The sequence below is a fragment of the Spirosoma horti genome (genome assembly GCF_054776595.1).
This window is the reverse complement of the sequence record NZ_BAAHBQ010000013.1, coordinates 51,081-63,277: the sequence shown is the minus strand read 5'-3', so window position 1 is coordinate 63,277 and position 12,197 is coordinate 51,081. Positions and strand designations below refer to the sequence as shown.

The following is a 12,197-nucleotide window of genomic DNA, read 5'->3' as shown; positions in this document are numbered from 1 at the left end:
TCGTCAATTAAATAACCATGGCAAAGACAATTTTCATCACGGGAGCATCGTCGGGCATCGGGAAAGCCGCAGCCATTTTGTTTGCCAAACACGGCTGGAACGTGGCCGCTACCATGCGCAACCCACAGAATGAGACCGAGTTGCAGCAATATCCGTCAATTAAAGTATATGCCCTCGATGTAACCCAAACCGACAGCGTAACTCAGGCGGTCGAGCAGGCGCTGGCCGACTGGCAACAGATTGATGTGCTGCTCAATAACGCGGGTTATGGGCTGGCGGGGCCGCTGGAAACGGCTTCAGAAGAGAAAATTATGGATCAATTCAATACCAATATGTTTGGTGTGATGCGGACCATAAAAGCGCTGTTGCCTACTTTTCGGGAAATAGGCGGGGGCACGATTATCAATATTACGTCGATTGGCGGGTTGGTTGGCCTACCGTTCAATTCGATCTATCACGCGACTAAATTCGGAGTTGACGGGTTATCGGAGTCACTGAACTATGAGTTGCGTCCCTTTAATATCCGGGTTAAGGTTGTCGCTCCGGGGGGCGTCATTACTGATTTCGCTACCCGTTCGTTGCAACGCACTATGGACGGGGAGAGCGTTTATGACGCGGGCCTGGAGAAAGTATTTGCCGCTTTCGGTACGAATGCAGCCAATTACTCAACCGCCGACCAGATTGCTGAGGTCATTTATCAGGCCGCTACCGACAACACAGACCAGATACGTTACGTGGCCGGACAGGATGCACAAGCGTTATATGGCGCCTGGAAAAGCATGAGCAACGAAGAGTTTTTTGCGATGGTCAGTCAGCGATTTGGCTTAGCGTAACTGTATCTTGTGATTAGGGTGTAGCACACCCTAATCACGCCTTACAATCAATTGTTGCAACACCTCGGTCTCAACTTTGTGACCACCCTCAAAGGCCGTCATTTTTAGCGTTGGCACATCGGCTTGTAGCCGGTTCAGGTAGCCTTCTACATCGTCCATCTGGCTAATGTATTCATCCTGTCGACCATACACGTAGTGCGTTTCAATGGCCTGTAATTTATCAGGGTCGATTAACTCGCGCAGCCCATTCGGAAAATAACCTGCCCATAAAATGAGCCGGTCGACCCGCAGAAGGCTTACCTGATTACTGGGTTGGTTGAGCCAGCGACAGGCAACGGCCGCGCCCTGTGAGAAACCCAGTACCGTAATGTGAAGACTCGACGGCGCTTTCCCGTTCAGAATGCTGGCATACACGGTGTTTAAGTAAGTCAGGAAATCACTGATTTCGTGTTCTTTATCTTCTCGCGTGAGCCAGGACGCCCCCACCCGATTGTACGTACCATCCAGATAGGAGCGGGATAGGCCCTCCGGTAGAACAACGAACGTATTTGCATCGGTTAGACTAATAAACTTCCGGCTAAAATACGCGGCCAATTGGCCGAAGCCATGCAGACAAAACCAGACATGCGTTGTCGTTGAACTTAGTTCGCCCAGCGTATAGTAACGGGCCGTTCGCTGGACGGCCAGGTGATGTTCGGTTGCCATAATAAACTCAGCGTTGAAACCGTGACTGTTGTTTGTCGTTCTTTCGTTCCTCGTAATGCTGCCTGTCGGCAATGTAGCAAAGCCGTTCAATTTGAGCGTGAACAACGCCATGGGCATCCAGCCATTGGACGCTGAATGTCTGCTCGGTTTGCCCATTTGCTGCCACGGCCTGCCGAACGGTAGCCAGTTGGTCGTCGGTGATGTCAAAACGGGCATAGAGTGTCTGGCGGCCCGGCTTTCGAAAACGAATAGTGCCCGTTTTGTCCCAGACAACGTAGTTGTTGCCTAAAATCCGGAGGAGCATCAGCATGTAAAACGGATCGGCAGCCGCAAACATACTGCCGCCAAAAATGGTACCTACGTAATTATAGGTCCACAAACTTCGGCGCAGTCGCAAATGAACCTCCCGTGAATCGCCCGACCAGAACAGGATTTTGCCGCCCGTTCCGAAATACATCGGATACCAGTTCATGAATTGACGAAATCGCCATGATTTGAACGATTCCCGACGGTTAGTTTGCAGAAAAGCGGGTGTCATACGGAATAGCTGAATACGGGAGTTGGATCACAGGGCAAACTCTTTTCCCTTTTTGGTCGCCTGCGCAATTTGTCCGGCATGGTAGGAATTGTGGTGCATCATGAAGGTAAGAAGCTGCATACGGGATACCTCGCCGAAAGGAGACTGGATAAGTTCAGCCCATTGGGTGTCGTCAGTTTGCTGAATGTGCTCCGCAATCATAGCATAACTATCCTCAACCAGTTGCTTAACCGCTGCCAGATCGAGGAGCTTGCCATCGTCCGTAACACCGCCGGTAGTCTGTAGCTCAATACCTAGCTCGCGTCCAAACAGCATGCTGGCAAACCGGTGCATGACCTCGGCCGAATGCAGAGCGATGAAACCAGCCGAAGCGGTTTCGGGCGTCAGGCGATTTCTAAAATTTTCGGGTGTGAGTTTACGAATGGCGCCTGATGCAGCCCCCTGGTTAAATTGCCATAGCTGGGTTACGAGTTCGGTGGTCATGGTGGTAGGGTTTAATGAGATTAGATCAATCAGTTGGCAAAAGTTTAGTCAGCACATTCGCCGAAAAAGCCGTCAGGCCGTCAATTGCCTCCGGGCCCAGTTCCTGGCGAATCTGTTCGTTGAGTACTTTCCATATTTTGTGGCATCGTTTGGCTAATGCCCGGCCTTCTTCGGTCAGGAAGAGGCCGTTACGAAGGTTATCCGTGAGCCAGCCGTTTTTCTGGAGCAGCTGAACATCGCGGCTCATGGCTGATTTTTCAATCTGAAGCAATTTCGATAACTCCGCCTGCCGCACGCCCGGTTGAGCAAAAATGCGCATGAGTAGGCCTGCCTGTGCGAACGTAACGCCTTCGGGCCCGAACGCATCATTATAGCGGCCCGTAACGACCCGTGCCAGCATCCGCAACCGACCGGCAACGCAATAGGTTTCAGGTGAGCTACGGTCGTTCGTGTTATTCTCGGCGTTCATGTTGTAAAGATAGAAGTCGCAGTTGTATATGCAACTTTAGGCTTCTGAAAAAAGCTATTGGCTTCATCAATCACCCAATAGCTTTTTTAGCAGAAGTTATGGGCTCTTCTCAACTATTCTAAGAAGACACCGACTTTATGGGCGTTGGCTGGTTATCCAGCACCTCTTTAGGTGGATGCTGGCTCCAGTAGGTAGCCAGCAGTGAGCCGGTAGTGTTCATAATTGGGCCGAACAGGGCAGGCGCAAGGCCCACAGTGGCTACTTTGCCCATCTGAACGGCAATGCCCGAGGCTAACCCGCCATTCTGTAAGCCAACTTCAATGGCTACCGTGCGACAACTCTGCTCGTCCATCCCGAATATACGGGCGCTCCAATAGCCCAATGTGAAACCCGTCAGATTATGAATCAGAACACAAAGGGCCAATGTCCAGCCTACTGTCAGTAAACTATCCCGTCCGGCGGCTGTAATAATAGCGACAATCAGCACGATACCCGCCATCGAAATGAGGGGCATAATCCGGTTTAAGATAACGGCTGACTTATGGAAAATACGGTTCAGGGCTAACCCGATAATGACGGGGAAGATGACGATCTCCATAATTTCGAGCATCATTTTCAAGAATGAAATCTCAATGAACTGGCCTGCCAGGAGCGTCATCAGGGCAGGCATCAGGAAGGGGGCCAACAGGGTCGACAAGGTCGTTACGGTGATGGATAGGGGCACGTTGGCCTTGGCAATAAAACACATCACGTTGGAGGCCAGCCCGCTGGGCGAACAGCCGATCAGCACGACGCCGGCCGCAATTTCGGGCGGAAATTTGAAGACATTCGCCAGCGTAAAACCCAGCAGCGGCATGATCAGAAAATGGCATGAGACGCCCACAAATACGGCCCTTGGCTGCTTGATAACCCCTTCAAAATCCTTGATCGACATGGTTGTACCCATGCCCAGCATAATGATCTGAAGCAGCGGCACAATCAGTTTCTTCAGCGGAAAATCGCCTATTTTGGTGAATGGCTCCGGAAACGTGAGCGCAATGGCGACGGCCGAAATAATGAGGGCCGTATAAATTAAATTGCTGTAGGACGAGCGTTCGTTTGTTTCGGCTTTCATTTCCTCAACGGGCTGACAGATGATGGGTGACAGGCATGTGTATCAGGAACTAAAAGTGCGTCTATCGATAAAATTACCCGTTCTGAATATAGATCAGGCTGTTTGGTACAACAATTAATCTTGAAGCGAAGCCAGAACGCCTTCTTTCAAGGAGTAAGTAGACGTTCTGATCTGTGAAATGCCATAGGTCTTCAGAACGTAGTCGATCAGGCAAACAGCTACCACAATCATATCGACGCGCAGTTCGATCATGCCGGGAATCTGCATCCGCTCAGCCTGGTTCCGGGTGATGAGTAGTTCATAGACCCGATAAAACTCAGCTATCGGCAAAGTGAACGACGATTGAGTAGGTTCGGGCAGGTGCCCGTGTTCGTGCATAGACCACATATCGACCAACGTATCGAAAGAGCCCGATGAGCCAACCAGAACCGTAGGCTCGTATTGGTGGATCGCATTAGCCAGAGGCAGCAGCTTTTCCTGAAAATAGTCGTGGAGCCGACGAATACTACCTGAGTTAATCGGATCCGTTGACATGAACCGTTCACGCAGACGTTGTCCGCCAATTTCAAAACTTTGTTTCCAGTACGTTCTTGAGTGATTGCCCAGGATAAATTCAACGCTACCGCCACCAATATCGATGACCAGCGAAGTGGCCTCATCCAAGGCGCCCGCTGCCCGAACGCCCTGATAAATATAATCGGCCTCCTGCTCGCCCGAAATAACGGTAATCGGAATGCCGGTTGCTTCCCGGACGCGGTCAATGAATGCCGCCTGGTTGCGGGCAACGCGAATGGCACTTGTGCCCGTAGCAATCACCTGACCAGGATCAACCCCGTGCTGGTCGAGCACCTGCCGGAAGTATGTTAACACCTGAAGTGCCCGCTCAATGCCTTCTTCGGTAATGAAGCCCTGGTTGATACCCGCTTGCCCGATTTTGGCAGGTAGGCTTTCCCGGAACAGGGTTGTATAGGCAGAACCTGTTTTTTCTACAATCAGCAAATGAAATGTATTGGTACCTAAGTCGATAATGGCTTGTTTCATAGTTGCAAATCTATTACCTTTGCCGTCCGGTTTTTAGCTAAAACAGAATATTTAGAACATGCTTATCATTAACGTAAAAGACAACGAGTCGATTGACAAGGCCCTGAAACGCTTCAAAAAGAAGTTCGAGAAGACGGGTGTGTTGCGGCAGTTGCGGTCGCGGACAGCTTTCCAGAAGCCATCCATCAAGCGTCGCACAGAGATCATTAAAGCCACGTACAAAGAACGCATGTACGGCAATCACACCGAACAATAGACTTGTTTGGTGGTGTGAAGTTGGTTGTGGATGAATCGTTGAATGCGCAGTCAACGATGATGAATCGCCAAATGCTATGACACGACATAAAAGCAGCAAACAGAAATGGTTGCTGCTTTTTTTGTTGTCCGAACCGTGCTTTTTATGATTCGTTTGATTCCATGAACATTAGCTCCTATCTTTTGAATTGTAACTTTAAGCCGATTCATCAGATTAAGATGAGTAGATTTGCTTTATAAAATCAGGGGAATCAAATGAATCAACAAAATCCGGCCGGGCCGCCGTGCGGTCAAGATTTCCTGCAGCACATTCGGTTTGAAAAACGACTGAGCCACCATACTCTGACGGCCTATACAAAGGATTTAGAGCAGTTTTGTCTATTTCTGCTGACCGAATGCAACATCGATCAACCCGAACTTGCTGATTTTCGACACGTTCGTTCCTGGATTGTGAGCCTGGTAGAAGGGAAAGCCGATAAATCATCCGTTAACCGGAAGATCGCTACATTACGTGCTTTCTTTGGTTTCCTGCTCCGCCGAAAAGTGATTGATGTCGATCCAATGTCGAAGATTCAGGCATTGAAAACCAGCAAAAAACTGCCGCAATACGTTGAGGAAAAGCCGATGGACATGTTGCTCAGCGATGTCGATTTTCCTGATACTTTCGAGGGAGTCCGCGACAAATTAGTACTCGAATTATTGTACGGTACGGGCATTCGACTGAGTGAGCTAACGGGCCTGAAAACAGTTGATGTAAACCTCTACGAAAAGACCATCACAGTGCTGGGCAAGCGAAACAAACACCGGATTATTCCCCTGACCGATCCGCTGTTTGTGCTCATTCAGCAATACAGTCGACTAAAAGAGGAAACGTTTCTGGGGCAGGCCGATCGGGTGCATTTGATTGTCAGTGATAAAGGTGTTCCAGCCTATGCCATGCTGATTCAACGCATTGTGACTCGGCACCTTACGCTGGTTACCACACTTGAAAAGAAAAGCCCTCACGTCTTGCGGCACTCATTTGCTACGCATTTGCTCAATCGGGGGGCTGACTTAAATGCCATTAAAGATTTGCTTGGACACAGTAGTTTAGCCGCCACCCAGATTTATACACATACAAGCCTGGAACAGTTAAAAAAGACGTACGATCAGGCTCACCCGAAGGCGAAAAATTAAGACGGGCTGGACGTCCGCGTTACGGTATGAATATTCTTATAATGAGTCAAACGCTGTTCTACTTACTCGAGCAGCAACCAAATTCTGAAAAGGCCGTAAGCTATCTCAACCAGCAGGCTGACGCCTTCAACGAGAAGCAGCAAGTCGCTCTATTCTATCGCACGTTTACGGCTATTCCCCGCTTTGTTGGCAAACAACCCATCGATATACCCGCTGATCTTCAATTTACGCTCCAACGGACACGTCCCGGATTTTCGGTTGAGGGCTGGACGTTAGATCGGCTGGCGCGGGTCTGGTGGTTGCTTCAACTCCCGGCCGATGATCAGGCTACGTATGTTAAAACGATCAGTGAACTGTTCAAAGCTGGCGAGTTAAACGAATTAGTGGCGCTTTATTCAGCGTTGCCCGTGCTGGCGTATCCCGAAGCCTGGACGTTTCAGGCTACAGAAGGCATTCGCAATAACATCGCCGATGTACAGTCAGCCATCATGCTGCATAATCCTTTTCCCGCCGATTATTTTAGCGAAGCGGCCTGGAACCAGTTGATTATGAAAGCATTTTTTACGGATAAGGATGTGACGCAGATCACAGGCCTGCAGGAACGTAAAAACGCCCGGCTGTCTCAGACGCTGGCCGATTATGCTGCCGAACGCCGAGCTGCCGGGCGTAGTTTGCCCGCTCATATTGAGGAGTTAATGTGAGTACGATTTTTGGTTCTTATTTTATAGTTTGTGGTTTACGGTTTGTGGTTAGCTGACGGGCGAAAGCAATACTCGTCCGTTAGTCAACCACAAACGTCAAACTACAAACTAATAAAATCGGTACGAAATACCCGCTGACAGCATCAATGAAGGGCTGCTATTCTTCAACAGGTCATAATTAAAGAACACATTCTGATATTGAGCCTGAATTTCGGCACCCAGCCCCTGTTCGCGCTTGCCATAGTATTTGACCCCAATGGCCGGTGCAATAGCGCCTTTGAAGCCACTCGACTGATCGGCCAGGGTTCCGAAGTAGTTCGTGTAATCAACAAAGGCACCACCACCAGCAAACTGCACATACGGCCGAAGAGCCGCGGCATTATCGGCAAAATAGTAGGACAGCGAAACCATGGCTGGAATTACCGACAGCGTACGCGTTTGAACCGCCGAAATGGACTGGTTTTCGTATTCGTAAACCTGCCGGGGAAGGCGTTGCTTGTTGTATTGATAGCCTGTTTTAAGGCCGATCGAGAACCGCTTTGGAAAGAGCCATTCACCCTCCAGCGCGAAATTTGTTGGCGATACCTTATCAATATACCCCTGGGTTCCGCCCATTGGAAAGGCGACACCATACCGGGCCGAAATGTTGAACGTTACATACTCCTGATAAGGTGATGGGAAGGTATAGTTCCCTTTATTATCGTTCTGATATTGTGCCCGGGTCGTTGTCGTTAACGCCATCAGGGCAATGAAAGCTATGATCGGTTTCATAAGTGCTTATTCAGTGGCCTTCAGATAAGGCGATTGGTTGAAAATAGCAGTCACGGCTGTATCGACCGCTTGCTGATCGGTGATGTCGGTGCCGCGAATAGTGGCATCATAAATGACATTCAACTGGGCTTGTGTTGTGCCTGTGCCCGTTGCCGGCCGATTTTTCAGGTCGACAATCTGGATTTCCCAATATTGATCCGTAACCTGGTAGGTGTAATAGCTGGGATAATAAGGGTAATACCCATACCCGCCAAAGCCACCAAATCCTCCACCCCAGTAGTTTGAGTAATACGAGTACGGATCGGAGGCAACCCCCGTATACTGGTTATTGACCCGAATAATAGCTACGCCTAAATCGGCGTTTTCTCCACGATTAACCCGCCGAAACCCCTTTGCTGTCAGCGCGTTAGCTACATTCGTGACGAACCGGCTCGAAACATCCGTTTGGGTAGTGCTATACGAATCGTTCGACTCAATAATGACCGAGTCGGGCAAACTGAACGTTTTATACTGGCCGAAGTTAACTGAGCGGTCATAGTTCGTGATATACACCGGACTATCGGCGGGGCTCAGGTCATTGACTGCGTTTTCGCGGCAGGATGTCAATCCGCCTACGCCCAGAAGCAGTAAAACTGCCCCAAGTTTCCACTTTCCTACTTTACGTTGATGATGCGTCTTCATGGTTGCATTTGTTGTACGATTGGTTGTGGAGCTTTCGAAGAGAATTACGCGCTACGCGTATCAGCTATGGCTAATGCGAGTATGCCTCTTTGAAAACTCTATCTATAAAACGAATGGACTAGTGTGACAGTTTATTGAGATTGATTAAATGTTGCTAAAAAACGTGCAGAAAGGGGCTATTTTTTGCAGAACTTTACAATTCTATTGACGCTTGCTTAATGCCTTTAACGTAGTACAATTATGGATTTTATGGATTCAATTCGTGGCATGTCCTTTTTCGACATGCACGTTCACATGACCTCCCGGACCACCGATGATTATCAGGCTATGGCCGATGCGGGTGTGGTGGCGCTGATTGAACCGGCTTTCTGGCTAGGTCAGCCCCGGACGGGTATAGATTCGTTTCGCGACTATTTTGCCAGCCTGGTCGGATGGGAGCGGTTTCGGGCTTCCCAGTTCGGTATTCGGCACTACTGCACCATTGGGTTGAATTCCAAAGAAGCAAATCAGGAAGAATTAGCCGAGCAGGTTATGGAAATCCTGCCTTTATTCATCTATAAAGAAGGCGTGGTTGGCGTTGGCGAAATTGGCTTCGATGATCAAACACCTGCTGAGGACAAATACTACCGTGCGCAGCTTGAACTTGCTAAAGAGGCCAATCTGCCGGTTCAGATTCACACGCCCCACCGCGACAAGAAGCAGGGAACCAGCCGAAGTATGGATATTGCCATTGAGCACGGCATTGCGCCCGGGATGGTGATTGTCGACCACAATAATGAGGAAACGGTACGGGAAGTACTGGACCGGGGATTCTGGGCGGGCTTCACCATTTATCCGTTTACCAAAATGGGAAATGAGCGGATGGTTGACATTGTGAAGCAGTATGGACCGGAGCGGATTATGATCAACTCAGCCGCCGACTGGGGTATCAGCGATCCGCTGGCCGTGCCGAAAACGGCCGCTTTAATGAAGCAACGTGGTATTTCAGATGAAGCTATCAAACTGGTCACCTTTACCAATGCCATAACGGCTTTTGCGCAAAGTGGACAGCTTAGCCTTGACGAACTTACCCAGCCGATGGGTGTCGATCAGAGCCAGCGATTTAATGGAAGTTCAATCCTGCGCGGTGGACAGGCACCAAGAGTAGATAAAGAATCAACAATCATAAAATAGAATGATGAACGATAAGTGATGAACTTAAAATCGCTTATCGCTTATCATTCATCATTCATCATTGAAAAATCTTAAAGCACTTCTTTCCCTGACCCGCCCGGCTAACCTTGTTACGGCCGTTGCCGATGTGCTGGCGGGGATGGCTATTGCGGGTTATTTTCAAGTGTTCGACCCAGCTCCGGCTCCTGTGGGATGGCTTTGTCTGGCCACCGTTGGGTTATATGGTGGGGGGGTTGTGTTCAATGATGTTTTCGATGCGGAGTTGGATGCCATCGAGCGTCCTGAGCGACCAATTCCCAGCGGTGTTATCCGTAAAGCTACAGCAACTTTATTGGGTATCATATTGCTGGCTATTGGCATTGTCTGCTCATTTCTGGTAAACCAAACGGCAGGCTTTCTGGCGATTGGGATCAGTGTGGCGTCGCTCGTATATGACCGATTCGGGAAGCATCACAATTGGTTGGGCCCCGTTAATATGGGTCTTTGCCGGGGCCTGAATCTACTGCTGGGCGTCAGTATCTTACCCGATCAGGTGCTGCCCTGGGCCTGGGTAGGTATCGTGCCTATCGCCTATATTGCCGCCATTACCATGATTAGCCGGGGCGAGGTGCATGGAGGCAGTCCGACTACCTTACGATTTGCCGGTATTCTTTACGCCCTTGTTATTGGCTGCGTGGCGGCTCTGGCTCAACGGCAGGAGCAGTTGGGTACGGCTTTGCCCTTTCTGCTATTGTTTGGCTATTACATTTTTCCGCCACTCTGGCGGGCTGTAAAAGAGCCCATTGGACGAAATATTGGTCTTGCCGTTCGGGCGGGCGTGTTATCGCTTATTGTCATGAATGCAGCCTGGGTGGCGTCGTTCGCGTCGTTTCCGCTGGCTATGCTGGTCTTTTGCCTATTGCCCCTGTCGCGGTTTCTGGCCAAGATTTTTGCCGTAACATAAAAAATCGGGTGGTCAGCCACATCTTTCGATGTGCTGACCACCCGATTCTGCAATAAGTACGTTACGCGTTTGCTGGTGTGCAGAACTCTTCCAAAGCCATTTCGAGGTGTTGGGCAATCATCTGCGCCGAACGGCCTTCGATGTGGTGCCGCTCGATGAAATGGACCAGATCACCATCTTTAAAAATGCCGATTGCCGGCGATGATGGCGGATAAGGCAGCAAGTACTCCCGCATTTTGGCGGTAGCTTCCAGGTCACCACCCGCAAAAACAGATACCATTTTGTCTGGTTTAACCGCGCTGGCGGCCAGGGCAGCTTTCACACCGGGGCGAGCAGCACCAGCGGCACAGCCACAAACCGAGTTCACCACAACGAGCATGGTTCCCGGGGTGTTTTCCATCGTGTTCACCACGTCTTCAGCAGTGGTTAATTCTTCAAACCCAACGCTTGTCAGGTCTTCCCGCATGGGGATAAGCAAATGAGGAGGATACATAATTGGTTAAATTTAGTCGAAGTTAGTAAGTCGTAAGGCTATAAATCGCGAATGGCCTACGACTGTTTTTTTTACATAAAGCCAAGTTCCAGTTTCGCTACTTCCGACATCAGCTCGGTTGAATACGGTGGATCGAACGTCAATTCGACACTCACATCGCTGACACCGTCGATAGCGCGTACTTTCTCTTCAATTTCCGCCGGAATAGAGCCTGCCGATGGACACGACGGCGAGGTCAGCGTCATCAAAATATATACATTGTTGACCGGAAATATTTTGATGTCGTAAATGAGGCCCAACTCATACACATCCACCGGAATCTCGGGGTCATAAACACCCTTCAGGGCCAGTACAACTTGTTCTTTTAATTCTTCGTCTGTCATGACTATGCTTAACTAGTTTTTTCCGTGTAGGCGCGACCGAAGGCTTTCATACGCTCGATCATCGACGCCAGGCCACCAGCCCGTAACGATGTAATCAGGTTTCCCATACCGACCTGCGGAATAAAGTACAGATCAGTATTGGCAATGTCTTCAGGTTTTTCACCGGAGAGAACCCGAATCAGAAGGCCAACTAATCCTTTGGAAATCTGGGCAGTTGGTTCGCTATCTCCATAGAAATAAAGTTTGCCGTCTTTCAGTTCAGCATCAACCCAAACTTTTGACTGACAACCCATAATCCGGTTCTCATCCGTTTTAAGGGATTCAGGCATCGGCGGTAGCTTTTTGCCCAAATCAATTATGTATTGCGTCTTGTCGAGCTGGTCGTCGAACAAGTCAAATTCTTCTATAATCTCGTCCTGTTTCTCGTTAATCGTCATG

General features: G+C 49.5%; 17 protein-coding genes. 6 read left to right on the top strand and 11 right to left on the bottom strand.

Annotation, left to right across the window (positions count from 1 at the left end; translation table 11 throughout):
* The first annotated feature begins 17 nt into the window (after positions 1-17).
* Positions 18-833: an SDR family oxidoreductase gene (locus ACYVAM_RS29790; protein ID WP_461073804.1), complete on the top strand. Its 816-nt coding sequence runs from the start codon at positions 18-20 to the stop codon at positions 831-833.
* 30 nt (positions 834-863) lie between these two features.
* Here ACYVAM_RS29790 and ACYVAM_RS29785 read toward each other — a convergent pair whose 3' ends face one another.
* The 6 genes from ACYVAM_RS29785 to ACYVAM_RS29760 all read right to left on the bottom strand — a co-directional run bounded on the left by ACYVAM_RS29785 (position 864) and on the right by ACYVAM_RS29760 (position 5,183).
* Positions 864-1,538 carry an alpha/beta hydrolase gene (locus ACYVAM_RS29785; protein WP_461073803.1) on the bottom strand — a complete coding sequence of 225 codons (675 nt, stop codon included), beginning with the start codon at positions 1,536-1,538 and terminating at the stop codon, positions 864-866.
* 7 nt (positions 1,539-1,545) lie between these two features.
* A complete protein-coding gene (locus tag ACYVAM_RS29780) occupies positions 1,546-2,076 on the bottom strand; it encodes a DUF4442 domain-containing protein (RefSeq protein WP_461073802.1) in 531 nt (176 codons plus the stop codon).
* 27 nt (positions 2,077-2,103) lie between these two features.
* A complete protein-coding gene (locus tag ACYVAM_RS29775) occupies positions 2,104-2,559 on the bottom strand; it encodes a DinB family protein (RefSeq protein WP_461073801.1) in 456 nt (151 codons plus the stop codon).
* Between the two features lie 25 nt (positions 2,560-2,584).
* A complete protein-coding gene (locus ACYVAM_RS29770; RefSeq protein ID WP_461073800.1) occupies positions 2,585-3,028 on the bottom strand; it encodes a MarR family winged helix-turn-helix transcriptional regulator in 444 nt (147 codons plus the stop codon).
* A gap of 118 nt (positions 3,029-3,146) precedes the next feature.
* Complete coding sequence (locus ACYVAM_RS29765; protein WP_461073799.1) at positions 3,147-4,142, bottom strand: bile acid:sodium symporter family protein; 996 nt, start codon at positions 4,140-4,142, stop codon at positions 3,147-3,149.
* A 114-nt stretch (positions 4,143-4,256) separates the two neighbouring features.
* The gene (locus tag ACYVAM_RS29760) at positions 4,257-5,183 is read right to left on the bottom strand and encodes a Ppx/GppA phosphatase family protein (protein WP_461073798.1); all 927 of its coding nucleotides are present in this window, start codon (positions 5,181-5,183) and stop codon (positions 4,257-4,259) included.
* 58 nt (positions 5,184-5,241) lie between these two features.
* Here ACYVAM_RS29760 and rpsU point away from each other — a divergent pair, with 58 nt between their 5' ends.
* The 3 genes from rpsU to ACYVAM_RS29745 all read left to right on the top strand — a co-directional run bounded on the left by rpsU (position 5,242) and on the right by ACYVAM_RS29745 (position 7,315).
* Entirely contained in the window at positions 5,242-5,439 is a 198-nt protein-coding gene (rpsU, locus tag ACYVAM_RS29755) for a 30S ribosomal protein S21 (protein ID WP_046576296.1), read from the top strand.
* 254 nt (positions 5,440-5,693) lie between these two features.
* Entirely contained in the window at positions 5,694-6,614 is a 921-nt protein-coding gene (locus ACYVAM_RS29750) for a tyrosine-type recombinase/integrase (protein WP_461073797.1), read from the top strand.
* Positions 6,615-6,640: 26 nt separating this feature from the next.
* Positions 6,641-7,315 carry an EboA domain-containing protein gene (locus ACYVAM_RS29745; RefSeq protein WP_461073796.1) on the top strand — a complete coding sequence of 225 codons (675 nt, stop codon included), beginning with the start codon at positions 6,641-6,643 and terminating at the stop codon, positions 7,313-7,315.
* Between the two features lie 108 nt (positions 7,316-7,423).
* Here ACYVAM_RS29745 and ACYVAM_RS29740 read toward each other — a convergent pair whose 3' ends face one another.
* Together ACYVAM_RS29740 and ACYVAM_RS29735 are read right to left on the bottom strand one after the other, a co-directional pair.
* Positions 7,424-8,086, bottom strand: coding sequence for a porin family protein (locus tag ACYVAM_RS29740; protein ID WP_461073795.1), 663 nt, complete (start codon positions 8,084-8,086; stop codon positions 7,424-7,426).
* A 6-nt stretch (positions 8,087-8,092) separates the two neighbouring features.
* On the bottom strand, positions 8,093-8,767 hold the full coding sequence (locus ACYVAM_RS29735) for a DUF4136 domain-containing protein (protein WP_461073794.1): 675 nt from the start codon (positions 8,765-8,767) through the stop codon (positions 8,093-8,095).
* A 240-nt stretch (positions 8,768-9,007) separates the two neighbouring features.
* Between ACYVAM_RS29735 and ACYVAM_RS29730 the strand changes: the two genes are divergently transcribed.
* The gene (locus tag ACYVAM_RS29730; protein ID WP_046576288.1) at positions 9,008-9,940 is read left to right on the top strand and encodes a TatD family hydrolase; all 933 of its coding nucleotides are present in this window, start codon (positions 9,008-9,010) and stop codon (positions 9,938-9,940) included.
* A gap of 61 nt (positions 9,941-10,001) precedes the next feature.
* Positions 10,002-10,883, top strand: coding sequence for a UbiA-like protein EboC (eboC, locus tag ACYVAM_RS29725; protein WP_461073793.1), 882 nt, complete (start codon positions 10,002-10,004; stop codon positions 10,881-10,883).
* 61 nt (positions 10,884-10,944) lie between these two features.
* Here eboC and ACYVAM_RS29720 read toward each other — a convergent pair whose 3' ends face one another.
* The 3 genes from ACYVAM_RS29720 to ACYVAM_RS29710 form a co-directional block, all read right to left on the bottom strand.
* On the bottom strand, positions 10,945-11,376 hold the full coding sequence (locus tag ACYVAM_RS29720) for a BrxA/BrxB family bacilliredoxin (RefSeq protein WP_461073792.1): 432 nt from the start codon (positions 11,374-11,376) through the stop codon (positions 10,945-10,947).
* A gap of 71 nt (positions 11,377-11,447) precedes the next feature.
* Entirely contained in the window at positions 11,448-11,759 is a 312-nt protein-coding gene (locus tag ACYVAM_RS29715) for a DUF59 domain-containing protein (RefSeq protein WP_046576286.1), read from the bottom strand.
* Positions 11,760-11,767: 8 nt separating this feature from the next.
* Positions 11,768-12,196: a SufE family protein gene (locus tag ACYVAM_RS29710; RefSeq protein WP_461073791.1), complete on the bottom strand. Its 429-nt coding sequence runs from the start codon at positions 12,194-12,196 to the stop codon at positions 11,768-11,770.
* Between the last annotated feature and the right edge of the window lies 1 nt (position 12,197).

What these genes read in the sequence shown, in the direction of transcription:
- rpsU (WP_046576296.1), top strand. Translation starts at nt 5,242, where the DNA reads ATGCTTATCATTAACGTAAAAGACAACGAGTCGATTGACAAGGCCCTG.
- ACYVAM_RS29790 (WP_461073804.1), top strand. Translation starts at nt 18, where the DNA reads ATGGCAAAGACAATTTTCATCACGGGAGCATCGTCGGGCATCGGGAAA.
- ACYVAM_RS29775 (WP_461073801.1), bottom strand. Translation starts at nt 2,559, where the DNA reads ATGACCACCGAACTCGTAACCCAGCTATGGCAATTTAACCAGGGGGCT.
- ACYVAM_RS29770 (WP_461073800.1), bottom strand. Translation starts at nt 3,028, where the DNA reads ATGAACGCCGAGAATAACACGAACGACCGTAGCTCACCTGAAACCTAT.
- ACYVAM_RS29785 (WP_461073803.1), bottom strand. Translation starts at nt 1,538, where the DNA reads ATGGCAACCGAACATCACCTGGCCGTCCAGCGAACGGCCCGTTACTAT.
- ACYVAM_RS29715 (WP_046576286.1), bottom strand. Translation starts at nt 11,759, where the DNA reads ATGACAGACGAAGAATTAAAAGAACAAGTTGTACTGGCCCTGAAGGGT.
- ACYVAM_RS29710 (WP_461073791.1), bottom strand. Translation starts at nt 12,196, where the DNA reads ATGACGATTAACGAGAAACAGGACGAGATTATAGAAGAATTTGACTTG.
- ACYVAM_RS29740 (WP_461073795.1), bottom strand. Translation starts at nt 8,086, where the DNA reads ATGAAACCGATCATAGCTTTCATTGCCCTGATGGCGTTAACGACAACG.
- ACYVAM_RS29765 (WP_461073799.1), bottom strand. Translation starts at nt 4,142, where the DNA reads ATGAAAGCCGAAACAAACGAACGCTCGTCCTACAGCAATTTAATTTAT.
- ACYVAM_RS29720 (WP_461073792.1), bottom strand. Translation starts at nt 11,376, where the DNA reads ATGTATCCTCCTCATTTGCTTATCCCCATGCGGGAAGACCTGACAAGC.
- ACYVAM_RS29780 (WP_461073802.1), bottom strand. Translation starts at nt 2,076, where the DNA reads ATGACACCCGCTTTTCTGCAAACTAACCGTCGGGAATCGTTCAAATCA.
- ACYVAM_RS29735 (WP_461073794.1), bottom strand. Translation starts at nt 8,767, where the DNA reads ATGAAGACGCATCATCAACGTAAAGTAGGAAAGTGGAAACTTGGGGCA.
- ACYVAM_RS29730 (WP_046576288.1), top strand. Translation starts at nt 9,008, where the DNA reads ATGGATTTTATGGATTCAATTCGTGGCATGTCCTTTTTCGACATGCAC.
- ACYVAM_RS29745 (WP_461073796.1), top strand. Translation starts at nt 6,641, where the DNA reads ATGAATATTCTTATAATGAGTCAAACGCTGTTCTACTTACTCGAGCAG.
- ACYVAM_RS29750 (WP_461073797.1), top strand. Translation starts at nt 5,694, where the DNA reads ATGAATCAACAAAATCCGGCCGGGCCGCCGTGCGGTCAAGATTTCCTG.
- ACYVAM_RS29760 (WP_461073798.1), bottom strand. Translation starts at nt 5,183, where the DNA reads ATGAAACAAGCCATTATCGACTTAGGTACCAATACATTTCATTTGCTG.